Source organism: Mycobacterium sp. 134, from assembly GCF_048282715.1.
GTDB classification, from domain to species: Bacteria; Actinomycetota; Actinomycetes; order Mycobacteriales; family Mycobacteriaceae; genus Mycobacterium; species Mycobacterium septicum.
Window position 1 is genome coordinate 4,485,595 of record NZ_JBLVUN010000008.1, and the last position, 23,702, is coordinate 4,509,296.

The following is a 23,702-nucleotide window of genomic DNA, read 5'->3' on the forward strand; positions in this document are numbered from 1 at the left end:
CCCTGACAGCGGTGTACTTATGGCACTGCGCACTCTCCGTGGAGGTGGACCGCCGATGTCGACATACGGCCAGTTCTGTCCCGTGGCCAAGGCCATGGAGCTGCTCGACGAACGCTGGACCCTGCTCGTGGTCCGGGAACTGTTGCGGGGCAGCGCCCACTTCAACGACCTGCGCCGCGGGGTCCCGAAGATGTCGCCGGCACTGCTGTCGAAGCGACTGAAGTCGCTGACCCGCGCCGGGGTCGTCGAACGCTCGGAAATCGACGGACGGACAAGCTATTCCCTCACCGAGTCCGGGCAGGAACTGGCCGGCGTGGTCGATGCGCTCGGATCGTGGGGTGTGCGGTGGATCGGCGATCTCGGCGAGGAGGATCTCGATCCGCACCTGCTGATGTGGGACATGCGCCGCACCGTTCCCATCGCCGACTGGCCCCGGTCGCGCACCACGATCGCGTTCGTCTTCGACGGCGTCGCGCCCAAGGCGTCGAGGTGGTGGCTGACGGTGAGCGACGGGCAGGCCGATGTCTGCGATTTCGATCCCGGCTACGACGTCGCCGGGACGGTGCAGACCAACCTGCGCACGCTGATCGAGATCTGGCGCGGCGATACCGGCTGGGCCCGGGCGGTGCTCGACGGCAGTGTCGCCCTGTCCGGATCTGCCGACGTCCGCCGGGCCATCCCGAAATGGCTGGGCCAGAGCACGGCGGCCGCGATCCCCCGGCCGGCCTGAGCGATCAGTCCAGGATCCGGCGGGCGACGTTGGTGGTGACGAGGTCCAGGAGTTCGTCGGCGCGACCGGCCAGGATGGTCCGGATCGCATAGAGCGAGAAGCCCTTTGCCTGCTCGACGGTGATCGCCGGCGGTATCGACAGTTCCTGGCGCGCGGTGTGCACGTCGACCACGGCGGGACCGTCGTGGGCGAAGGCATCGGCGATGGCGCGTTCGAGGTCCGCCGGTTCGGTGACCCGCCGGCCGAACATGCCCATGGCCTGGGCCACCGCGGCGAAATCCGGGTTGACCAGGTCGGTGCCGAAGGTGACGATGCCCGCGGCCTTCATCTCGAGCTCGACGAAGTTCAGCGACGAGTTGTTGAAGACGATGAGCTTGACCGGCAGCCGGTTCTGGATCAGCGTCACCAGCTCACCGAAGAGCATGGTCAGGCCGCCGTCACCGGCCAGGGCGACCACCTGCCGGCCGGGGAACGCGGTCTGTGCGCCGATCGCGTGCGGCAGCGCGTTGGCCATGGTGCCGTGGTTGAACGACCCGATCAGCCTGCGCCGCCCGTTCATGGTCAGGTAGCGGGCCGCCCACACCACCGGGGACCCGACGTCGCAGGTGAACACCGCATCGTCGGAGGCGATCCGGTTGGCAAGCGCGGCAACATATTCCGGCCGGATCGGGGTCTTGTCACGATCGTTGACGGCCAGCGAGTCGAGCGCGGCACGGGTCTTGCGGTAGTGCTTCAGGGATCGATCGAGGTGTTCGCGGTCGGTTTTGGGCCGCAGCAGGGGCTGCAATGCGGCCAGGGTGTCGGCGACGCTGCCGCGCAGGCCGAGGTCGATCGGGGTGCGGCGGCCGAGGTTGCGCCCGCGGATGTCGACCTGGATGACGGTGGCGCCCTCGGGATAGAACTGCTGGTACGGGAAGTCGGTGCCCAGCATCAGCAGGGTGTCGGCTTCCTTGATGGCCTTGTAGCCCGAGGCGAAGCCGAGCAGCCCGGTCATGCCGACGTCGAAAGGGTTGTCGTACTCGATGAATTCCTTGCCCCGCAAGCCATGGACGATCGGGGCCTGCAGCGTGGACGCCAGTTCGATCAGGGCGTCGTGCGCACCGGCCACCCCGGCGCCGCCGAGAATGGTGACGCGCTCACCGGCATTGAGAATGTCGGCGGCCCGGCGCACCGACTCGTCGTCCGGCCGCACGATGGACCGGGTGGGACGCACCGGGCGTGTGGTCCAGCCGGTCTCCCCCGCGCGTTGCAGGAAGATCTCACCGGGGATGACGACGACGGCGACCCCGTTCTCCTCGACGGCCGCTCGCATCGCCATCTCGAGGATGCGCGGCGCCATCTCGGGGGTGCTGACCAGTTCGCAGTACACACTGCACTCGCGAAACAGGTCCTGGGGATGGGTCTCCTGGAAGTACTCCGAACCGATCTCGGTGCGCGGAATGTGTGCGGCGATCGCCAGCACCGGGACGCGGCTGCGCTGCGCGTCGAACAACCCGTTGATCAGGTGCAGATTGCCCGGCCCGCAGCTGCCCGCACACACGGCCAGCTGGCCGGTCAGTGCGGCGTCGGCGGCCGCGGCGAACGCGGCGGTCTCCTCGTGGCGGACGTGCTGCCAGCTGATCTCGCCGCCACGCCGGATGGCGTCGGTGAATCCGTTGAGGCTGTCGCCGGGGAGGCCGTAGACCCGCCGTACCCCGCTCAACGTCAGCGCGGAGATGACTTGGTCTGCAATCGTCGCCATGACGCCTCCCGGTACGCGATTCCGGCGTGATCGGTGACGCTGGACGCGCCCTCGATCACGCCGGAATTCACTCTACTTGGGGGCGAAGCGCTGTCCGGCGTCCAAACGCAGGCACTGGCCGTTGAGCATCGGGTTCTCGGCGATCGCGACGGCGAGCTTGGCGTACTCCTCGGGCTTACCCAGACGCTTGGGGAACGCGGCGTCCTTGGTCAGCACCGCGGCGAACTCGTCGGGGATGCCTTCGGTCAGGCCAGTGGCGAACAGGCTCGGCGCGATGGCCAGAACGCGGATCCCCAGGCTGCCCAGGTCGCGCGCCATGGTGAGGCACATCCCGGCGATGGCGGCCTTGGACGCGGTGTAGGCGACCTGACCGATCTGACCCTCGAACGCCGCGATCGAGGCCGTGTTGATGATGACGCCGCGCTCCTCGGCCTCGGCATCGACCGGCTCGTTCTTGCTCATGTGCCAGGCCGCCAGCCGGCTGATGTTGAACGTGCCGATCAGGTTGAGGTCGATGGTGGAGCGGAACGAGTCCAGGCTGTGCGGACCGTCCTTCTTGATGGTGCGCTCGCCGATGCCGCCACCTGCCGTGGTCACGATGATGTGCAGGCCGCCCAGGGCGGTCACGGCCTCCTCCAGCACCTTTTCGGTGCCGTCGAAGTCGGTGACGTCGACGGGGTAGAACGAGCCGCCGAACGCGTCGGCCACTTCCTGTCCTTTGGACTGCGGCCGGTCGAGCACGGCCACGCTGGCGCCACGCTTGGCCAATGCCTCAGCGGTGGCCCGGCCGAAGCCCGACGCGCCGCCGACGACGATCGCCTTCTTGCCTTCGATCTCCATCTAGCTTCCTTTCCAAAAATGACCGAAATCGTAAAGCAACCTATCCCATGAACCCTTCCCGTAAGCCTTTCGGGTTCCCCTTGCGGTTACCTCCTGCTCCCTCCTGCACCCTTCAGCACCTCCCTTCTGCACCGCGAGCGACCGTGTCTGTACGCCGGCACGCCGCATTTTGCGTACCTTGGCGGTCGCTCGCGGTGCAGAGAGCGTGCGTAAATCCCTCGACGCCACCCCACAACCCCGTTAAGTTCGCCTGCCATGACACCTGCCCAGCACTGGCGTGACCACCTGCGCGAGTCCCTGCTGTCGGCGCGCAAGTCCCGCGATACCGCCGGCGTCACCGCCCTCCGGTCGGCACTGAGCGCCATCGACAACGCGGAGACGCCGCAGGCCGACCAGACCGATACCCGTATCGGTGGAGCGATCGCGGGTGCGGTGACCGGGGTGGGCTCGACCGAGGTCGCCCGCCGGACGCTCAGTGACGGTGAGATTCGCGGCCTCATTCAGGCCGAGGTCGATGAACGACTCACGGCGGCAGACCAATACATCGCGAACGGGCACCACGAACGGGCGGCTGACCTGCAATCGCAGGCCGCCATCCTGACGCGGGTGCTCGGCCAAACGCCGGAGGTTGTCTGAGCCCCGTGGCACGCTGAGGGCGTGTTGCTCGCCGACGTCGCCGCCGCCTCTGCCGACATCGCGGGGACGTCGGCGCGGCTGGCCAAGATCGACCGCATCGCCGCCCTGCTGTCGGCGGCCGCCGCCGACGGCGATGCCCGGACGGTGGCGGTCACGGTGTCCTGGCTGTCCGGGGAACTCCCCCAACGCCAGATCGGTGTCGGGTGGGCGGCGCTGCGTTCACTGCCCGCACCGGCAGAGGGCCCAGAGCTGACGGTTGACGGGGTCGACGCGCGGTTCACCCGCATCGGCACGGTCTCCGGCAAGGGCTCTCAGGCGCTGCGTGCCGAGTTGGTGCGTGACCTCTTCGCCACAGCCACCGACGCAGAACAGACCTTCCTGCGCCGGCTCCTGGGCGGCGAACTGCGCCAGGGCGCCCTGACCGGGGTGATGGCCGACGCCGTGGCCCGGGCCTCCGGCATACCGGCGGCCGAAGTCCGGCGCGCGGCGATGCTCGCCGGTGATCTGCCCGCCGTGGCCGCCGTAGCGCTGACCGGTGGCCGTACCGCCTTGTCCGAGTTCCGGTTACAGGTCGGGCGCCCGGTCGGGCCGATGCTCGCGCAGACCGCGACCGGGGTCGCCGACGCACTCGAACGGCTCGGCGGTACAGCGATTCTGGAGGCCAAGGTGGACGGCGCCCGCGTGCAGATCCACCGCAAGGGATCGGAGGTGTCGGTGTTCACGCGCAGCCTCGACGACGTCACCCACCGACTACCCGAGGTGGTCGAGGCGACACTGGCACTGGCCGCCACCGATCTGATCGCCGACGCCGAGGCCATCGCTCTGCGGCCGGACGAACGCCCGCACCCCTTTCAGGTCACCGCCGCCCGGTTCGGCCGCAAGACCCCCAGGGATCTCGAACCGTTGTCGGTGTTCTTCTTCGATCTGCTGCACGTCGACGGTCAGGACCTGCTCGATCTGCCCACCGAACAGCGGCTGGCCTCCCTCGACGCACTGGTACCGCAAGACCGGCGCGTCGATCGCGTCGTCACCGCCGACCCTGCCGTCGCGCAACTGTTCCTCGACCGGACACTGGCCGCCGGGCACGAGGGGGTGATGGCCAAGGCGCCGACGGCACCGTACGAGGCCGGCCGCCGCGGGGCCGGTTGGCTCAAGGTCAAGCCCGTGCACACGCTGGATCTGGTGGTGCTGGCCGTCGAGCGAGGTTCGGGGCGGCGCACCGGCAAGCTGTCCAACATCCATCTGGGCGCGCGAGATCCGGAGACCGGCGGATTCGTGATGCTGGGCAAGACGTTCAAGGGCATGACCGACGCGATGCTGGCATGGCAGACCGAGCGGTTTCACGAATTGCAGGTGGACGACGACGGCTGGGTGGTCACGGTCCGGCCCGAGCAGATTGTCGAGATCGCCTTCGACGGTGTCCAGCGGTCGAGCCGGTATCCGGGTGGCGTCGCGCTGCGCTTCGCCAGGGTGCTGCGCTACCGGGACGACAAAGCCCCGGACCAGGCAGACACGATCGACACGGTGCGCGCATTCCTCACCTGACCTGCCCACCGTTTCCCGGCTACGGTTCGGAAACCGGGATTCGATGCCGCGCGGTTTGGCTCGATGAAAAGATCACACACGACGCGTACGACACTGGGCGAGCGAGGAGAGACCGTGGCAACACCGGATGCCCCACCGGCGGATCGCATCGAGGAGCACGACGGCGACGTCACCTATATCCGCGCCGACAAAGACCTCCCGCCGGTGGCGATCATCGACCGGTCACCGATCACCGCCAAGCACAAGGCGATCTTCGCGGCCATCGCGGTGCTGGGTGCCGTCGCCTGGGCGGTGATCGCCTTCTTCCGCGGTGAGACCGTCAATGCGGTCTGGTTCGTGATCGCCGCGATCTGCACCTACATCATCGGCTTCCGGTTCTACGCCCGGTTGATCGAGATGAAGATCGTCCGGCCCCGCGACGACAACGCCACTCCGGCCGAGCTTTTCGAGAACGGCACGGATTACATGCCGACGGACCGGCGCGTGCTGTTCGGTCATCACTTCGCCGCGATCGCCGGCGCCGGGCCGCTGGTCGGCCCGGTACTGGCGATGCAGATGGGCTATCTGCCCGGCACCATCTGGATCATCGTCGGCGCCGTCGTGGCCGGCTGCGTCCAGGACTACCTCGTGCTGTCCATCTCGGTGCGCCGGCGCGGCCGCTCGCTGGGCCAGATGGCGCGCGACGAACTCGGTGTGGTCGGTGGCGTTGCGGCGATCGTCGGCGTGCTGGTGATCATGGTGATCCTGCTGGCGGTGCTGGCCCTGGTGGTGGTCAACGCACTGGCCGAAAGCCCCTGGGGCGTCTTCTCGATCGCGATGACGATCCCGATCGCCATCTTCATGGGTTTGTATCTGCGCTTCTTCCGCCCCGGCCGGGTGTCGGAGGTTTCCCTCATCGGCGTGGCGCTGCTGCTGCTCGCGGTGATCTCCGGCGGTTGGGTGGCCGAAACCTCCTGGGGTGTCGACTGGTTCACGCTCTCGAAGGTCACCCTGTCGTGGTGCATCATCGTCTACGGCCTGGCGGCCTCGGTGTTGCCGGTGTGGTTCCTACTGGCCCCGCGTGACTACCTGTCGACATTCATGAAGGTCGGCACCATCGCCCTGCTGGCCGTCGGCATCCTGATCGCGCGGCCGGTGATGCAGGCTCCCGCCATCTCGCAGTTCGCCACCAGCGGCACCGGCCCGGTGTTCGCCGGCTCGCTGTTCCCGTTCCTGTTCATCACCATTGCCTGCGGCGCACTGTCGGGCTTTCACTCGCTGATCTCGTCGGGCACCACGCCCAAGCTGCTGGAGAAGGAAAGCCAGATGCGGCTGATCGGCTACGGCGGCATGCTCACCGAATCGTTCGTCGCGATCATGGCCCTGATCACCGCCGCGATCCTCAACCAGCACCTGTATTTCGCGATCAACGCGCCGACGGCGGCGACCGGGACCACCGCGCAGACCGCGGCCGAGTACGTCAACGGCCTTGGCCTGTCCGGCCAGCCGATCACCGCCCAGGAGATCACCGCGGCCGCCGAGGGCGTCGGTGAGCATTCGATCGTGTCGCGCACCGGCGGTGCGCCCACCCTGGCGTTCGGTATGTCCGAGGTACTGCACCAGGTGTTCGGCGGGGAGAGCCTCAAGGCGTTCTGGTACCACTTCGCGATCATGTTCGAGGCGTTGTTCATCCTCACCACGGTCGACGCCGGCACCCGGGTGGCCCGATTCATGCTCTCCGACGGTCTGGGCAATCTCGGCGGGCCGTTGAAGAAACTGCGCAACCCCAGCTGGCGGGTGGGCGCCTGGGCGTGCTCGATCATCGTCGTCGCCGCGTGGGGCTCGATCCTGCTGATGGGCGTGACCGACCCGCTGGGCGGCATCAACACGTTGTTCCCGCTGTTCGGCATCGCCAATCAGCTGCTGGCCGCCATCGCACTGACCGTGGTCACCGTCGTGGTGATCAAGCGCGGACTGGTGAAGTGGGCCTGGATCCCCGGACTTCCGCTGCTGTGGGATCTGACGGTGACGATGACGGCATCGTGGCAGAAGATCTTCTCCGCCGATCCCAAAGTCGGTTACTGGAAGCAACATTCGCAGTACGTCGCGGCCCAGGAGGCCGGCAAGTCGACGTTCGGCGCAGCGAAGAACCCCGACCAGATCGACGCGGTCATCCGCAACACCTTCATCCAGGGCACCCTGTCGGTGGTCTTCGCGGTGCTGGTGCTGATCGTGTTCGTGGCCGGCGTGGTGATGGCACTGCAGGCGCTACGCGGAACCGGTCGGCCGCTGGCGGTCGACGAGGAGGTGCCCTCGCGCATCTTCGCACCGTCCGGACTGATCGCCACGCCGGTCGAGAAGGAGGTGCAGAAGCAGTGGGACGCCTTGCCCGGAGCACACGCCAGGCCGCACGCCACGTCGGGTGGTACTGGTCAACATTGATGGGCGACAACCACTATCGGCGCTACGTCGCACACCGGGAGCTGACTCACCCGGGTGAGCCGGTGCTGTCCGAGCGGGATTACTGGAAGATGCGGCACCGCAACACCGAGGCCAACCCGGGAGCGCGCTGCTGCTGAGCCGGTGGTCCTGAATGCGCATACTGTAACCTATTCAGTATGTCGCTCTCCGGGAAGACGCTGTTCATCTCCGGCGCCAGCCGTGGTGTCGGGTTGGCCATCGCCAAGCGCGCCGCCGCCGACGGCGCCAGCGTCGCGCTGATCGCGAAAACCGCGGAACCGCACCCCAAACTTCCGGGCACCATCTACACCGCCGCCAAAGAGATCGAGGAAGCCGGCGGGCACGCCCTGCCGATCGTCGGCGACATCCGTGACGGGAACACCGTTACCGAGGCCGTGGCCAAGGCGGTCGCACAGTTCGGCGGCATCGACATCTGCGTCAACAACGCCTCGGCCATCAACACGGGCTCGGTCGAGGAGGTGCCGCTCAAGCGCTTCGATCTGATGAACGGCATCCAGGTCCGTGGCACCTACGCGGTGTCGCAGGCCTGCATCCCGCACATGAAAGGCCGCGAGAATCCGCACATCCTGACGCTCTCGCCGCCGATCCGGCTCGAGCCGAAGTGGCTGACACCGACGGCCTACATGATGGCGAAGTTCGGGATGTCGCTGTGCGCGTTGGCACTCGCCGAGGAACTCCGACCGTACGGGATCGCATCGAACACATTGTGGCCACGCACCTCGGTGGCGACCGCGGCGATCCTGAATCTGCGTGGCGGCGAAGAGTCGATGAAGCGCTCCCGCCGTCCTGAGGTTTACTCCGATGCCGCCTACGCGGTGCTCAACCGGCCCGCACGCGACTACACCGGTCGCGCCCTGTTGTGCGAGGACGTGCTGCTCGAATCGGGCGTCACCGACCTCTCGGTCTATGACTGCGTACCCGGCGCGGATCTTCGTGTCGACCTGTGGGTCGACTCGGCCGATCCGCCCGGATATGTGGGCCCAACTCCGGTCCAACAAGCCGGCACCGAAGCTAAACTGTGAGCCATACCGTAAGGCAGTCGTGAATGGAGCGCGTCCGTGAATAAAGACGACATGATCCTGATCAGCGTGGACGATCACATCGTCGAACCACCTGACATGTTCAAGAATCACCTGGCGAAGAAGTACGCCGACGAGGCACCGCGCCTGGTGCACAACCCCGACGGCAGCGACACCTGGCAGTTCCGCGACATCGTGATCCCCAACGTCGCGCTGAATGCGGTCGCTGGGCGGCCCAAGGAGGAGTACGGCCTGGAACCACAGGGCCTCGACGAGATCCGCAAGGGTTGCTACAACGTCGACGAGCGCGTCAAGGACATGAACGCAGGCGGCATCCTCGGCTCGATCTGCTTCCCGTCCTTCCCCGGCTTCGCCGGCCGCCTGTTCGCCACCGAGGATCCCGAGTTCTCCCTGGCCCTGGTCCAGGCCTACAACGACTGGCACATCGACGAATGGTGCGGCGCCTATCCCGCCCGCTTCATCCCGATGGCGATTCCGGTGATCTGGGACGCCGAGTTGTGCGCCGCCGAGGTGCGGCGCGTGTCCAAGAAGGGCGTGCATGCGCTCACGTTCACCGAGAACCCGGCAGCCATGGGTTACCCAAGCTTCCACGACGACTACTGGACGCCACTGTGGAAGGCGTTGTGCGACACCAACACCGTGCTCAACGTGCACATCGGGTCGTCCGGCAAGCTCGCCATCACCGCCCCGGACGCACCACTGGACGTGATGATCACCCTGCAGCCGATGAACATCGTGCAGGCCGCGGCGGATCTGTTGTGGTCGAAGCCGATCAAGGATTACCCGGATCTCAAGGTCGGGCTGTCCGAGGGCGGTACCGGGTGGATTCCCTATTTCCTCGAGCGCGTCGACCGCACCTACGAGATGCACTCGACGTGGACGCACCAGAACTTCGGCGGCAAGCTGCCCAGCGAGGTGTTCCGCGAGCACTTCCTGACCTGCTTCATCTCCGACCCCGTGGGGGTGGCCCTGCGCGACAAGATCGGGGTCGACAACATCTGCTGGGAGGCCGACTACCCGCACAGCGATTCGATGTGGCCGGGCGCGCCCGAGGAGCTGTGGGATGTGCTGACCGAGAACAACGTTCCCGACGACGAGATCAACAAGATGACCCACGAGAACGCCATGCGATGGTACTCGTTCGACCCCTTCAGCCATATCCCGCGCGAGCAGGCCACCGTCGGTGCGCTGCGCAAAGCTGCTGAGGGCCACGATGTTTCGATCCAGGCGCTGAGCCACCACGAGCAGGGCACCCGCGGCGACGCATTGCACGCCGCGGCCCGAGGCAACTCGGGTTCCAGTTAGTCCTTCATCGCCCAGATCAACGAAATGGCTGTTATCCGACCGGGATAACAGCCATTTCGTTGTTTTCGCGTGTCAGCGCAGCGAATAGCGCACCGGCAGGTGCTTGAGACCGCCGACGAACGTGGTGGCCATGTGTTGCGGTTCGCCGGCGAGCTCTGCGGAGCGCAGCCTCGGCAGCAGCTCGGAGAAGAAGCTGTTGATCTCCAGCCGGGCAAGTGCGGCACCGAGGCAGAAATGCACACCGTAGCCGAACGCGATGTGTTTGTTGGGATCCCGTCCGACGTCGAAGCGGAACGGATCGACGAAGACGTCCTCGTCGCGGTTCCCCGAGACATAGGACAGCAGTACCGACTCGCCCTTCGCGATGCGTACACCGCGAATCTCGTAGTCCTGTTGCGCGGTACGCATGAACTCCTTGACCGGTGTCGTCCACCGGACCATCTCCTCGACCGCCAGCGGCATCAGACTCATGTCGTTCTGCAGCCGGGCCAGCTGGTCGGGATTCTGCAGCAGCGCGTGCATCCCGCCGGAAATGCTGGCACTGCTGGTGTCGTGGCCGGCAGCGGCGATGATCGCGTAGTAGGAAACCGTGTCGATATCGGACAGCGGCTCCCCGTCCAGCGTGGCGTTGGCGATCGTCGAGGCCAAGTCGTCGGTCGGATTCGCCCGACGCGAGGCGGTCAGCTCGGTGAAGTACTGGAACATCTCGAGCAGCGCCATGCCCTGCTCTTCCATGCTGGTGCCGCGCTTGAACTCGTCGTCGTCACTGCCGAACAGCTCCTGGGTGAGCTTGAGCATGAACGCGAAGTCGGACTCGGGCACACCGAGCAGTGTCATGATCATGTACAGCGGATAGTTCACGGCGACCTGCTGCACGAAATCGCATTCCGGCCCCTCGTCGACCATTCTGTCGACGAACCGCTTGGCCAGTTCATCGGCGCGATCCTTCAACGCGCGCATGGCCTTCGGCCGAAACCAGTTGGCTCCGATCGCCCGCAGGTCGCGGTGCACCGGGTCGTCCGTGTGGATCAACGTCCGGATGCCGATCGCGGCCTGCTGCTCGTCGCCCTCGCGGGTGACCAGTACCGGGCGCGGCGAGTTGGTGAAGATGTCGTTGGCACGCTCGATCTCCATGATGTCCGCGTGCTTGGTGATCGCCCAGAACGGCGCGTAGTCGGGCACCTCGACCCAGGACACCGGGGCGTTGGCCCGCAGGTGGGTCAGGTCCGCGTGAAGTGTGACCTCGTCGGTGTACGCCGCCGGGCTGGCGAACATCCTGGCGACATCGTCAATGGTGCGGACGGTCATACGTTGCTCCTCACTGGCGGGCATTCACGAAACTCCTGCAGCACCGCGTTCACGGTTTCTGGGGACACAGCGGCGGGAAAACCGGGCAGCACGCGGTCGATGACGCCGTCGCAGCGGCGCCGCAACGCCGCGGCCAATTCGGGGATCGGCGCGACGACGGCGAAGGTGCCGAGCACTTCGTCGTCGATGAGCTCCCCCATCGCATCCCACTGTCCGTCCAGCGACAGCCGGTGCAGATCGGTGTGCAGATCCCCCCAGCCGTGTAGCTCCAGGACTTTGCGGTAGGCCGGTGTCGAGCCGTAGAACGCGAGTTGTTTGCGGGTCGCGACCGAGGCCGCGGCCATCTCCTGTTCGTCGGCGCCGGTGACCACGAAGACGGGGCAGGACAACTCGAAGTCGGCCCGATCACGCCCGCTGCGGTCCATTCCGCGCTGCACCGCGACCGTGGTCACCTCGTCCAGATAGCGGCGGGTGGTGAACGCGTGGGCCAGCAGCCCATCGGCCACCTCGCCGCATACTTCGGTCATCAGTTCACCCACCGCGGCCAGGAACACCTTGGGCAACGGCAGCGCCGACGGTTCTGGGGTGAACATCGGCGTCATGATCTTGTGGGTGTAGAACTCGCCTTCGAACCTCAGCTTGGTGCCGTCGCGCCAGCAGCCCCAAATCGCATGCAGCGCTTCGATGTACTCGCGCATGCGGCGTGCCGGGTGACTCCACGGCATGCTGAAACGCTTCTCGATGTGCGGCTGGATCTGGGTGCCCAATCCGAGGATGAAACGTCCACCCGAGTAGGTCTGCAGATCCCAACCCAGCTGGGCCGTGGTCATCGGGCTGCGCGCGAAGGCCACCGCGATGCTGGTGCCGATCTGAATCCGCTCGGTGTGCTCGGCCGCGATCGCCAGGGGCAGGAACGGGTCGTGGTTGATCTCGCCGGTCCAGCACCCGTCGTAGCCGTGCGCCTCCAGCTCACGGGCCATGTCCGGGACTTCGGCAAGCCTGCTGGGGATGCCGCGGTCGATCTTGACGGCACGGGGAACCGGGTCACTCATCGGCGGCTCGCGCCTTTGCCAGCTTCTTCGATCATGCACAAACACCCCACCTGATCGACGCTACAGTAAGCAATTCAGTATGGTCAACGGCGGTAGGCTGAGCCCCCAGGGCACTGCGCGACGAGTGAGGACAGCGGGATGACGAACGATCCGGAGTGGAAGGAAACACTCGAGGACCTTGCTCGCCGACGTGAGCACACCCATGGCATGGGTGGGCCGGAGCGGTTGGCCAAGCACCACGGCAAGGGCAAGCTCGACGCCCGCGCGCGGATCGCACGGCTGCTGGATCCCGACACCTTCCAGGAGTTCGGAACGCTGGTGGGCGGCGACATCGCCGCCGACGGCCTCATCGCGGGCGCGGGCCGCATCGACGGCACCCCGGTGATGGTGGGCGCCGAGGATTTCACGACACTGGCAGGCAGCATCGGCCCGGGCGGCAACGCCAAACGGTATCGGCTCGCCGAGTTGGCGTTGCGCAACAAGATCCCACTGGTGATGTTGTTGGAAGGCGCGGGTTTTCGCCCCAGCGGTGAGCACTATGGCCGCACGCCGACCGATCTGATCGCCCAGGCCCGATGCTCGGGCAAGGTTCCCACCATATCGGCGATCCTGGGCCCGTCCGCGGGCCACGGCGCCCTGGTGGCCCCGGTCTGCGACTTCAGCATCATGAGCCGCCAAGGGGCGATCTTCACGGCTGGGCCTCCGGTGGTGAAAGAGTCCACCGGAGAGGATATTTCCAAGGAGGATCTCGGCGGTCCGAACGTCGCACTGGCCAGCGGCGTGATTCACAACTACGCCGAGGACGACGAGACCGTCATCGACGACATCCGGCGCTACCTGTCGTACTTCCCGTCGAGCGCTTGGTCATATCCCCCGACCCGCCTGGCCGACGACACCGCGGACCCGAGACCCACCCCGGAAATCCTCGACATCGTGTCCCGCGACAACCGGCAGATCTATGACATGCGCGCGGTGCTCGACGAGATCTTCGACCGTCCCGACTGGTTCGAGGTCCAACCGAAGTTCGGCCGCGCGATCATCTGTGCGCTGGCCCATCTCGGCGGTTATCCGGTCGCGGTGGTGGCCAACCAGCCACAGGTGACGGCCGGTTCGATCGACGCCGACGCTGCAGACAAGGCCGCCCATTTCATCACCGTGGCCGACTCGTTCCACCTCCCGATCATCTTCCTGGCCGACAACCCCGGCATGCTGCCGGGCAGTCAGTCCGAGCGCAGCGGCGTGTTGCGCAGCGGGGCACGCATGTTCGCCGCCCAGACCGCCGCGACGACGCTCAAGCTGCACGTGACGTTGCGCAAGGCCTTCGGATTCGGGTCGATGGTGATGTCGCTGCTGGGCTTTGACGATCAGGTCGCCACGTTTGCCTACCCGGGAGCGACCATGGGTGCGATGGGCGCGGCTGCGCTGAGTGCCGCCACCCACGCCGGCGAGGATTACACCGAGGTGCTCAAGCGCATGGAACTCGAGGCTTCCTTCCGATCGGCGGGCCACCTCGGGTTCGATGAGCTCATCTCGCCCGAGGAGACCCGCAACGCCCTGCTGGTCACCCTGCAGCACGGCATCTTCAGCCGTCAGGCGGTCGCCGAACCGGTGTACCGCACCGTGATCACGCCCTGACCCGAGCACCGCGAGCGACCGTGTCTGTACACGACACACCGGCGAAAACCGGCATTTTACGGTCGCTCGCAGTGCCGGCCATTACGGCTGGGTCGGGTTGCACCGCCCGACGATGAGCGGATCGACCGGGGTGAACGGAAAATCGGGCAGATCGTCGATGTGCGTGTTGAAGGTGGCGGCCAGCACCTCCCGCGAATAGGCGCTCACCGAGTTGCGGTACCCGATGTCGCCCGGCGTGGGCTGATCGAAGAAGATCAGGAAGTGCAGGTCGGGCGCATCGACCACCTCGATGTGGTGCGGATAGGCCCGCGGCACGAAATACACGTCGCCCGTACTGAGCTCCCAGGTATCCAGTGCGCCATCGGGATCCATCACGGTCATCCGAGCGGAGCCGCTCTGCACGTAGCCCATCTCGGCCGTGATCGGATGCCAATGCGGTTCCCGCATACCGTCTTCCCGGATCCGTAGCGAGTACATCGACAGGTCCTTCAGCGCGGGCCAGTACTGGACCCGGGCGGTGCGGGCGGATCCGACCGCTGAGCTGACCGGCGGTGTCATCGCTTCGACCGCGAACTTGTGCGGATCGGTGAACCCAGCGGTGTCGGGTATCACCGCCCCACCCCGACGCAGCGCGAGTTTGCGGTCGGCAGTGTCGCGGCGCAGTGTGGAGAACTCAGCCGCGTCCAGGTCGTACGTGTTACCCAGCACGGCGTCGGTCATCGCGCCGAACGCGGCACCCAATCCGAAGTCTTCGGGCCGCTCGTTCCCGAACGTCACGATGAACTCCGCCGGGTCGGCGCCGATGTTCTCGATGTGGTGCAGCGAACCCGAATCGGCATGGAACATCTCGCCGGCCGACACGGTGAACGTCGAGAAGCGGTTACCGGTATCGAGGATGGACACCAGGGCAGTTCCTGCGACGCAGTACGTCAACTCGTTGGCGTTGGCGTGCCAGTGCGGCGTCCGCATCGCCCCCGGGTTGATCACCAGCCGTTTGATCGACATGCCCCGCAGAATCGGGAAGTTGTCGGCGTTCACCCGGCGGATGGAACCGAAGTCGTTCTCCTCGACGATCTCGCCGGCGAGCAGCGAGATGGCGTGCGCGCTGCGGTGAGGTGATGTCGGTGGATTCAGTGTGGTGGTCATGAGGTGCTCTCCTCTGTCCAGGCTCAACCGTTGTACGGCTAGAACCTTCGCTCACCGGACCCCACGCCGTCGTCGGTGCTGGCCACCATCTACCCCCCAGGCTGGCTGGACATCCGCACCCCTGCCAGCCCCCATTGACACCGCCGGGGAGCGGATGACGCGCCCCCGCTCTTCTATTCTCCGGAGCCCGACGACTCCTGGGTGGCCCGGTATTCGGTGACAATCGGCTCGAGCTCGTCGGGGGTGGCCCCGTGCATGATCACCGCGTCGGCGCCGTAGTCGAACTCCTTGCGGATGCGGTCCACACACTGGCGTGCCGAGCCGGTGGCCGACGGTTCCAGCCATTCGTCGGGGATGAGCGTGGCGATGTGCTCGATCTGCTCGGCGCTGGCCTTGTGGTCGATGCCGCCCGGAATCGAGGTGACGACGGAGTCTTCCCGGAATCGTTGCAGCACAGCGGGATCCCAGTTATTGGTGCTGACCAGCAGGTCTCCGTAGCCCTGCAGGTAGGTGGCGAGCCGGGCCACGGTCTTCTTGAGCCGTAGTTCTTCGGGCAGGTGATCGCCCACGGTGGCGAAGCAGGACCAGACCCGCACGCTGTCCGGATCACGGCCGGCCTGCTCGGCGGATTCCTTGACCGTCTTCACCGCGCGTTGCAGCGTCTCCGGCGTGAAGTAGGTGTGCAGGATGACGTCGTCGAACTCCCGTCCGCCGAGGGCCAGTGTCTGCGGCCCGAACGCCACGATCGCCAGGCGGATGTCCTCGTTGAAATCGGGATCGAGGAACAGCACCTGGTACTTGCCGATCGGACCGTCGTGATTGAAGACCACCTCGCCGTGCCACAGCTTGCGCATGACCTGCGCGAAGTCCTCCATCTGCGCGGTGGTCACCGCAGGCACCCCGAACGCGTTGTACATCGCGGCGACGCCTCTGCCGATGCCGAGGGTGAACCTGCCCCCTGACAGCCGGTGCATCGTGGTGGCCCACGATCCGGTGATCAGCGGGTGGCGGGTGTTGTGATTGGTCGCAGCCGTCGCGATCTGCATCCGATCGGTCACCGCACAGGCGGCGCCGACGAGCGAGGACGCTTCCTTGACATTCCACCGCTCGGAGATGAACGCGGTGCCGAAGCCGAGTTCCTCGCCACGGCGCGCCTCGTCCATCAGCGTGGCCGGGCCCTCACCGCCCGCACCGGCCAACAGGTAGTAGCCAAGTTCGTCGAGAACCGGTTCTGACATTCGAAACCCCTTTGTTCACAATCTTTTCAGTCGCCGCACCACGGTGTTGAACGGCAACAACGTAGCAAGGCCGGTGCGTAGCGAGGGGCCCATCGGGCCGAAGTTCACCACCACGAGGTGACGCACACCGTGATCCCGCCACACCGCGGCCTGCTCCAGCACATCGGCCGGAGTGCCGTTCAAGATCATGTTCCTGACCACATCGCGCGGAACCTGCGCCGCCTTCTCGGTGATCGTCGCCTCGTCCATCGTGAACGCCACATGGTCCTGCATCCCGGCGTATCCCGCGCCCATCGGGTGCTCGGCGCCGTGATGGGTATAGAAGTCGGCCGGGGCGTTGAGAGACCAGGCCCGCACCGCCAGCGAGTCGAGCGCCTCGTCGACGGCCTCCCGACTCGACGCCGTGACGACCGGGATCCACACCGCGGGCGTGATGGCCAGCGGGTCGCGGCCGGCGTCCGAGGCTGCCGACCGCACGATCTCCAATCGCGCGGCGTAATCCTCGGGCCGGTGCGCGAAGCCCGGAAACCAGGCATCGCCGTAGCGACCGGTGGCGCGCAACATCCGCGGACCGTGGGCAGCAACCCAGATCTCCGGCCATTCTCCGCGATAGGGCGGCAAGTCGAAGATCGCGTCGCGCATTGGGAAGTAGGGTGAATCACGGTTCACCAGTTCGCCTTTGGAATCCCAGAGTGCCCGGATCGTGGCGAGGGCCTCCTCGAATCGGGCCACCGGCCTGGTCCAGTCGACGCCGTAGGGTTCGTTGCCGACGCGTTCGCCGGGGCCGATGCCGAGAATGGCGCGGCCTCTGGTGAGCAGGTTGAGGGTGGCCGCGGCCTGAGCGGTGACAGCGGGGTGTCGTTTCCCGGTATCGGTGACGCCTACGCCGAGTCGCATATTCCTGAACCGACGCCGCACGGCGAGGCTGCCCAGTAGCGTCCACGCTTCCATCGCGGCATCGGGTGACTGCAGCATCCTGGCCGCCACCGTGTACTTCTTGTCCCACAACGGTTTCGGAGTCTGGCCGTTGATGTGATCGGGAACCCAGTAGGAGTCCACCCGGCTGGCCACCGCGCCGAGGTAGTTCGCCCTACTGACGGCATCGGCAGTCGGGCGGGCGGCCATCACGGGGTCCATCAGCCCCACCCGGAAGCGCCTGGCGCCGCGACGGCTCACGCCCAGACGCCCTGCTTGTAACCGCAGTTCCACACTTCGGTGATCCGGCCGTCGACCACCCGGAAGATCTCCATACTGCTGACCGTCATGGCGTTGCCGTCAGGAAATGTCATCGGAGATTCGTAGACGATCGCGACGTGCTCACCGTCGTCACCCGCGACAATCAGGTTCAGGTCGAACCGGATCGTCTCGAACATCGCCCAGTGGTCGACCACCCGGTTGACCGCCTCTTCATGGGTGAGCACCTTCACCTCGCCTACATCGTGGCGGATGACGTTGTCCCCCAGCAGTTCATCGGCGAGGGCGAAGTCCTTCTCGTTCCACACCACCCAGTTGTACTGCTCTACCACTTCACGGGCGCTCCTCATGAAACACCTCCAGGGCGTCGATGTCTTCGATGGCTGCGACAGCCCGGTCGATGAGCGTCAGACACAGCTGACGGGACCGTTCGGGGGCGACGTCCCACGTGAGCAGGGCGACCACCGGCATGTACAGCAGCAGGGCGGTCGCGAAACGGTAGTGCCGCCAGGCCTCGTCGAACAGGTACCCGTCGACCTGGCTGACGTACTCGCGCAGCAGCTCCGCATCACGGCCGTGGCGCACCTCGGTGGGCAGACCCTGACTTACCAGATAGGCAATATCGGCCGCACCCGCGCCGCGGACCGTCAGCTGGAAGTCCACCACCTTGAGCGCATCGTCGCGGAAGAACATGTTGTCGGCCCGGATATCTCCGTGCAGCAGCATGTTCCGGTCCGACAGCGCACCGAGCGCGGCGGGTGCGAGCTCCGCGAACCGTTCGGCGAAGGCGGCGACCGCCGGAGGCACCGGCTGACGGGTGTGCTCTCGGTAGAGCTGCCACCCGGGCGTGAACGCGGGCAGGAACAGGTCCCGCGTCATCGGGCTGTCGATGCTCGGGAATTCCTGCAGCACCGCACCATCGACGCCTGCCGACCAAGTGTGCAAGCCGGCCAACTGTTCGATGCAGAGCCGGGCACGCGGTAGGGACAGGCCTGCCAGATGGTCGGCGTTCTCCCAATCCTGCAGGTCTTCGAGCACGAGCACGAAGTCGGGACCGGACATCCGGGCGACATAGCAGCGCGGTGTGGCCATAGGCGCATCCGGCGCGACATGTCGGTAGAAGTACAGCTCGCGCCGGTAGCCCCCGAGCATCTCCATCCCGCCACGCGCCAGCGAGTCGGCAGGCAGTTTGACGATCAAAGTCTTTGGCACATAATCGGATCCGCTCAGGTGGATCCGATACAACGCCGCGGAGAAGCCGGTGTCCAAGGCAATCCGCTCAGCCCGAACCGCCGTCACCTGTGCGCCGAGCGCCTCCGTCAACCAGGGCGCGGTGACCTCATCGATGCCCCTCGGCACCGGTTCGGAAACAGGCACTGCGACCGATGTCATCTTTGACCTCCGCACAGAAATTTGACGCTGAACAACTAAGTTAGTTGTCGACCGTCTAATATGCAAGGGTGCCTTCCCCAGCCCAGGGTCTTTCCCAGCCGGAGCGCGTCGAGCAGTCCTCGCGCCGGCTGCTGCAGGCTGCAGCCGAGTTGATCGTCGAAAAGGGCTGGGAAGCAACGACTGCCGCCGAGATCGGCAGGCGGGCCGGATACAGCCGAGCAATGGTGCACGCCCGCTACGGCAGCAAGGACGCCATCCTCGAAGCCTTCCAGGATGTGTACGTGGCACGCCTGAACCCCGACCCCGAACCGGGCGCCACCGGATTGCAGCAGGTGCTGGCACATTTCGACCGCGTGCAGGAGATTCACGCCGAGGATGCCGCGGTCACCCGGGCCATGTTCGTATCGGCATTCGAGGCAGTGAAGACCACTTCGCCTCTGCGCGCCGGCGTGCGCACCCAGTTGGCCGGCGCGGCCGTAAAGGTCGAAGCCGGCCTGCGCGCGGGTGTCGTCGACGGTTCGCTGCGGCCTGACATCGACGTCGACATGGCCCTACGCGATATCACCGGATCGATCTTCGGGATCGCTTTCCAGTGGGTCGTCCTGCCCGAAGATCACGATCTCGACCACGAGATCAACTGTGTGCGGGCCAGGATCACGTCAACCTACGGTGGCTAGGAACCGCTCGGTCACATCCTGCACCGCACCGGAGAACAGGTGCCCGACATGGCTGCCGTCGTGCCAGTAGACATCGCCGCCCCACTGTTCGTGCATGGCCAGCGCCGAACTGCGCATGGCCATCTGGTCATGCCAGGCACCGACGATGAGGCGCCGCGCGGCGTGCGGCCGGGTGCGCAGTGGATCGATCACCGAGGTCATCGCCGCCACTGTGGCCGACTGCAACTCCCGGGCCGATTGCTGCCCAGCCGTTCCCCAACGGCCCACATGCATCCCGATCATGGTGTTGAGGCCCAGGATCGGCGTATACAGCGCCACCGCGTCGACCCGGCAATCCAGATGTGACACCAGTGCTGCCACCGCGCTGCCCAGCGACAAACCGGCCACCGCTATCGACGAGGCCTGCGGTTCCAGCCAGCCGATCAGCGCCCGCACCTCCGACACCGCCCGCATCGTGCCGGCGACATTGGCCAGCGGATCGCGGGCGGGATACTCCGGCCACGACTGCCGCCGTGCACCGTGCCCCGGCTGCACGGGCAGGGCCACGTTGAACCCCAGATCCCGCAGCCGTCGAACCCGCGCGACCAGTAGATCCATCGGATCACCCTGACCGGCCCCGTGCACCCAGATCAGCCAGGGCCGCCCATCGTCGCCACAGCGGTACAACCGCACTCTGGCCGTGGCGGCTCCGCCGTGACCGTCGGCCAGCACGGAGGCCGGCAACGCGGGCTCGTGGTCGAAGACCAGCTCCTCGAACGTCAGCGCGCCGAACCGGCGAGGCCTGATGTGTTTGACCTGCAGAGCATCCGGCGGCGCGTGCGCCGCGTCGATTTCGAGTGCACCCAGTTCGTCGGCGGCCCACTGGTATTCACCCAGTGGTCGCGGCAGCTGCGGCGGCGGGCCGGTCAGCGTCATACCGGTCACCACGAGCTCGTCGAGGGTGACCTCGCCGAGTTGCCGCAGGCCGGTTACCGACAGCGGATTCCAACCCCCCGCGTCTGCCAGTGCGCCCACCGAGCGCGGCACCACGCCACCGAGCCCCCACGCTATGCGGGTAGCCCTAAGCAATGGTGAATCCCGGGTAGCCGTCAGCTGCGATCTCGTCACAGCGGCGACGGTACTCGGGGATGCCCGCGGTGTATCCCAGGTACATCCGCTTCTTACCCGGTACGTTGCCGCCGTTGTACCAGGAGTTACAGGTCGGGTGCACCAGCACCGTGGGCGCCACCAGGGCAGTGGTGTGTTCAACCCATTCGGCCTGCGCCTGGGGTGTCGCCTCGATAGTCAAGTACCCGCCGCGCCTCAGATAGGCGATGCAGTCCGCGATCCATTCCACGTGCTGCTCCAGGGCCGCGACGAAATTCGTCGCCGCCGAAGGACTTCCCGGCCCCTGGATGGTGAACAGGTTCGGGAACCCGGCCACGGCCAAGCCCAGATAGGACAGCGCGCCCTCTTTGGACCAGTACTCCCCCAGCACGACCCCGTCGCGTCCCCGCACGTCGATCCGGCTCAGCGCACCGGTCATCGCATCGAACCCGGTGGCGTACACGATCACGTCGAGGTCGAAATCGCCTTGCTCGGTGGAAATCCCGGTAGCCGTCACCTCGCGGATAGCGCCCTTGCGCAGGTCGACGAGAGTCACGTTGTCCCGGTTGTAGGTCTCGTAGTAGCCCTGGTCGATGATCGGCCGCTTGCACGCGAATGGATGGCTGGGTGTCAGCGACGCCGCCGTGTCGGGATCAGTGACGATGCGAGCCACCGCCTGGCCGTACAGCTCGGTGGCCATCCGGTTGGCGTCGATGTCGAAGAAGACGTCACCCCAGTTGAGCGCACCCATGACGCCGTAGTCCTCTACCGCGCGCCGTTTCTCCTCGGGCGAGGCCGATTTCACCGGCGGCCGCACGAGCATGTCGAGCAGCACCGAGAACGCACTGAGCCGAGCCGCACCGACCGGATGCTCACGCTGCGCAGCCCGGATCGACGCATACTCGGTCTTGAGCGCGTCGAGTTCGCCCGGTTCGAACGGGCGCACCTCCCACGGCAGCGTGAATGCAGGCGAGCGTTGGAACACCGTCAGCTGCGCGGCCTGCGCGGCCACCACGGGGATCAGCTGGACACCGGTGGAGCCGGTACCGATCACCCCGACGCTCTTGCCTGCGAGGTTGATGCCCTCGCGCGGCCAGCGGCTCGTGAACAGCGACGTGCCGGTAAAACGGCTCATCCCGGGAATATCCGGTTCCACGGGCACCGACAGAATCCCGGTGGCCGCCACCACGAACGGTGTGCGCAAGGTCTGACCGTCGGCGGTGGCGACCGCCCACTGCGACGTACGTTCATCGAACGTCATGGCGACGACCTCGGTACCAAACGCAATGTCGCGGCGCAGGTCGAGCCGGTCGGCGACGAAGTTCAGATACGCCTCGATCTCCGGCTGGGCCGGCATCGTCTCCGTCCAGACCCACTCCTGCTGGATGGCATCACTGAAGCTGTAGGAGTACTCGATGCTCTCGATGTCGCAGCGGGCACCCGGGTACCGGTTGACCAGCCAGGTGCCGCCGACGGCATCTGCCTTCTCCAGAACCCGGACCCGCAGACCCTGTTCCCTCAGCCGGTGCAACGCGTACAAGCCGGAGAACCCGGCGCCGACGACGATCGCGTCGAAATCAACGGTGCTCACAAGTCGATGACCTTCTCGTCGCGGTTCTTGCGGTCGACGTAGAACTGAGCGGCCCGGCCGATCGATTCGGCGGTGGGTGCCGGTTTCCACCCCAGCTCACGCGTCGCCTTGCCGTGATCCGCAGGCGAGGTCAGCCACATCAGTCGCGCGGCGGTGAGGTTCATCGGAAAGTCGGTGCCGAACAATCGGTTCGACACGCCGGCGAACCATCCGAAGGCATACAGCGGGGCCATGGGGATACCGAATCGCGGTGGCCGCGCACCCACGGCCTCCGCGGCCGTGGTGAACATCTCCCGCTGAGACATATAGCCTTCGGACACGATGTAGCGTTCACCGATCCGGCCGTGCTCGGCGGCCCGGATGAGCGCATCGGCTGCATCGTCTATCCCGACCACCTCCGAGCCGACGCCGCGTACGTACACGGGCAACTTGCCGAACGCGGCCATCGCGACGAGCGCGCCCTGTCTCGGTTGCCAGTCGGGCGGTCCGTACGGGTTGGACACACACATCGCCACAGCGGGCAGTCCGTGTTCCCTGGCGTAGGACAGCACCAGATCTTCGGCCTGACGCCGCGATTCGATGTATGGCCCTCCTTTGCCGGCCCAGTTGAACGGCGTGTCCTCGTCGACGGTGGCGCCGTCGTCGCCGACGGCGATGGTTCCGATGGTGCTGAGAAAGACGAAGCGGTGCAGGTCGGCATCCATCGCGACGTCCAGGACGTTGCGCAGGCCCTCGACGTTGGTGGAGAACAGCGGCGCCGGGTCAGCCAGATGGGCGCGGGTGTCGACGACGCAGTAGAACACCACGTCCCGGTCGGCCATCGCCGCCGCCACCGCATCGGTGTCAAAGATGTCCCCGTAAAACCGTTCGACGTCGAGACCGTCGATGCCCTTGGTCGAACTACTCCGCCGCAGCAGCACCCGCACGTCGTCGCCGCGCGCGACGAGTTGTCGGGTGACACAGGCGCCCACGTTTCCGCTTGCGCCCATCACGAGTACCTTTCGCCGGCGATCCATCGCTACTCCATCCCAGTTGACGACCAGCGATCGATGCTACGGTAATGCTTACAGTATCGGACCGGATTGG

The 23,702-nt window shown here is 66.4% G+C and carries 21 protein-coding genes; 9 read left to right on the plus strand and 12 right to left on the minus strand.

Annotated features, from left to right (window positions below):
• Positions 1-55 precede the first annotated feature (55 nt).
• Positions 56-730, plus strand: a complete 675-nt coding sequence (locus ACNQVK_RS26120) for a winged helix-turn-helix transcriptional regulator (protein WP_418031832.1) — start codon at positions 56-58, stop codon at positions 728-730.
• Positions 731-734: 4 nt separating this feature from the next.
• Here ACNQVK_RS26120 and poxB read toward each other — a convergent pair whose 3' ends face one another.
• The gene (gene poxB / locus ACNQVK_RS26125; RefSeq protein ID WP_418031833.1) at positions 735-2,471 is read right to left on the minus strand and encodes a ubiquinone-dependent pyruvate dehydrogenase; all 1,737 of its coding nucleotides are present in this window, start codon (positions 2,469-2,471) and stop codon (positions 735-737) included.
• Between the two features lie 72 nt (positions 2,472-2,543).
• Complete coding sequence (locus ACNQVK_RS26130; RefSeq protein WP_418031834.1) at positions 2,544-3,311, minus strand: SDR family NAD(P)-dependent oxidoreductase; 768 nt, start codon at positions 3,309-3,311, stop codon at positions 2,544-2,546.
• Positions 3,312-3,566: 255 nt separating this feature from the next.
• On the opposite strand from ACNQVK_RS26130, the gene ACNQVK_RS26135 reads away from it, so the two are divergent.
• From ACNQVK_RS26135 to ACNQVK_RS26160, 6 genes are all read left to right on the plus strand, one after another.
• Positions 3,567-3,947 (plus strand): glutamyl-tRNA amidotransferase, encoded by a 381-nt coding sequence (locus tag ACNQVK_RS26135; protein WP_418031835.1) that lies wholly within the window; start codon positions 3,567-3,569, stop codon positions 3,945-3,947.
• 21 nt (positions 3,948-3,968) lie between these two features.
• Complete coding sequence (locus ACNQVK_RS26140; RefSeq protein WP_418031836.1) at positions 3,969-5,492, plus strand: ATP-dependent DNA ligase; 1,524 nt, start codon at positions 3,969-3,971, stop codon at positions 5,490-5,492.
• 114 nt (positions 5,493-5,606) lie between these two features.
• A complete protein-coding gene (locus tag ACNQVK_RS26145) occupies positions 5,607-7,913 on the plus strand; it encodes a carbon starvation CstA family protein (protein WP_418031837.1) in 2,307 nt (768 codons plus the stop codon).
• A complete protein-coding gene (locus tag ACNQVK_RS26150; RefSeq protein ID WP_234927090.1) occupies positions 7,913-8,050 on the plus strand; it encodes a YbdD/YjiX family protein in 138 nt (45 codons plus the stop codon). The genes ACNQVK_RS26145 and ACNQVK_RS26150 overlap by 1 nt, the downstream gene beginning before the upstream one ends.
• Before the next feature lie 39 nt (positions 8,051-8,089).
• Entirely contained in the window at positions 8,090-8,974 is an 885-nt protein-coding gene (locus tag ACNQVK_RS26155; RefSeq protein ID WP_418031838.1) for an SDR family oxidoreductase, read from the plus strand.
• A 36-nt stretch (positions 8,975-9,010) separates the two neighbouring features.
• Positions 9,011-10,297 (plus strand): amidohydrolase family protein, encoded by a 1,287-nt coding sequence (locus tag ACNQVK_RS26160; RefSeq protein ID WP_418031839.1) that lies wholly within the window; start codon positions 9,011-9,013, stop codon positions 10,295-10,297.
• A 72-nt stretch (positions 10,298-10,369) separates the two neighbouring features.
• Here the strand turns inward: ACNQVK_RS26160 and ACNQVK_RS26165 are convergent, their stop codons facing one another.
• Both ACNQVK_RS26165 and ACNQVK_RS26170 read right to left on the minus strand, forming a co-directional pair.
• The gene (locus tag ACNQVK_RS26165) at positions 10,370-11,605 is read right to left on the minus strand and encodes a cytochrome P450 (RefSeq protein ID WP_418031840.1); all 1,236 of its coding nucleotides are present in this window, start codon (positions 11,603-11,605) and stop codon (positions 10,370-10,372) included.
• On the minus strand, positions 11,602-12,657 hold the full coding sequence (locus tag ACNQVK_RS26170; RefSeq protein WP_418031841.1) for an LLM class F420-dependent oxidoreductase: 1,056 nt from the start codon (positions 12,655-12,657) through the stop codon (positions 11,602-11,604). Before ACNQVK_RS26170 ends, ACNQVK_RS26165 begins: the two co-directional genes overlap by 4 nt.
• Before the next feature lie 138 nt (positions 12,658-12,795).
• On the opposite strand from ACNQVK_RS26170, the gene ACNQVK_RS26175 reads away from it, so the two are divergent.
• Positions 12,796-14,292 carry an acyl-CoA carboxylase subunit beta gene (locus tag ACNQVK_RS26175; RefSeq protein WP_418031842.1) on the plus strand — a complete coding sequence of 499 codons (1,497 nt, stop codon included), beginning with the start codon at positions 12,796-12,798 and terminating at the stop codon, positions 14,290-14,292.
• Between the two features lie 81 nt (positions 14,293-14,373).
• Here ACNQVK_RS26175 and ACNQVK_RS26180 read toward each other — a convergent pair whose 3' ends face one another.
• The 5 genes from ACNQVK_RS26180 to ACNQVK_RS26200 all read right to left on the minus strand — a co-directional run bounded on the left by ACNQVK_RS26180 (position 14,374) and on the right by ACNQVK_RS26200 (position 19,262).
• The gene (locus ACNQVK_RS26180; protein WP_418031843.1) at positions 14,374-15,438 is read right to left on the minus strand and encodes a cupin domain-containing protein; all 1,065 of its coding nucleotides are present in this window, start codon (positions 15,436-15,438) and stop codon (positions 14,374-14,376) included.
• A gap of 173 nt (positions 15,439-15,611) precedes the next feature.
• On the minus strand, positions 15,612-16,676 hold the full coding sequence (locus tag ACNQVK_RS26185) for a TIGR03857 family LLM class F420-dependent oxidoreductase (RefSeq protein WP_418031844.1): 1,065 nt from the start codon (positions 16,674-16,676) through the stop codon (positions 15,612-15,614).
• A 15-nt stretch (positions 16,677-16,691) separates the two neighbouring features.
• Entirely contained in the window at positions 16,692-17,813 is a 1,122-nt protein-coding gene (locus tag ACNQVK_RS26190; protein ID WP_418034344.1) for an LLM class flavin-dependent oxidoreductase, read from the minus strand.
• A 35-nt stretch (positions 17,814-17,848) separates the two neighbouring features.
• Positions 17,849-18,220, minus strand: a complete 372-nt coding sequence (locus ACNQVK_RS26195) for a nuclear transport factor 2 family protein (protein ID WP_418031845.1) — start codon at positions 18,218-18,220, stop codon at positions 17,849-17,851.
• Positions 18,204-19,262: a phosphotransferase gene (locus ACNQVK_RS26200; RefSeq protein WP_418031846.1), complete on the minus strand. Its 1,059-nt coding sequence runs from the start codon at positions 19,260-19,262 to the stop codon at positions 18,204-18,206. Before ACNQVK_RS26200 ends, ACNQVK_RS26195 begins: the two co-directional genes overlap by 17 nt.
• A 68-nt stretch (positions 19,263-19,330) precedes the next feature.
• Between ACNQVK_RS26200 and ACNQVK_RS26205 the strand changes: the two genes are divergently transcribed.
• The gene (locus ACNQVK_RS26205; RefSeq protein WP_418031847.1) at positions 19,331-19,939 is read left to right on the plus strand and encodes a TetR/AcrR family transcriptional regulator; all 609 of its coding nucleotides are present in this window, start codon (positions 19,331-19,333) and stop codon (positions 19,937-19,939) included.
• Here the strand turns inward: ACNQVK_RS26205 and ACNQVK_RS26210 are convergent.
• From ACNQVK_RS26210 to ACNQVK_RS26220, 3 genes are read right to left on the minus strand one after another with little or no spacing between them, the layout of a single operon-like run.
• On the minus strand, positions 19,922-21,046 hold the full coding sequence (locus ACNQVK_RS26210; RefSeq protein WP_418031848.1) for an alpha/beta hydrolase: 1,125 nt from the start codon (positions 21,044-21,046) through the stop codon (positions 19,922-19,924). The genes ACNQVK_RS26205 and ACNQVK_RS26210 overlap by 18 nt on opposite strands.
• A complete protein-coding gene (locus ACNQVK_RS26215; protein WP_418031849.1) occupies positions 21,000-22,616 on the minus strand; it encodes a flavin-containing monooxygenase in 1,617 nt (538 codons plus the stop codon). The genes ACNQVK_RS26210 and ACNQVK_RS26215 overlap by 47 nt, the downstream gene beginning before the upstream one ends.
• Entirely contained in the window at positions 22,613-23,632 is a 1,020-nt protein-coding gene (locus tag ACNQVK_RS26220) for an NAD-dependent epimerase/dehydratase family protein (protein ID WP_418031850.1), read from the minus strand. Before ACNQVK_RS26220 ends, ACNQVK_RS26215 begins: the two co-directional genes overlap by 4 nt.
• Positions 23,633-23,702: the final 70 nt, after the last annotated feature.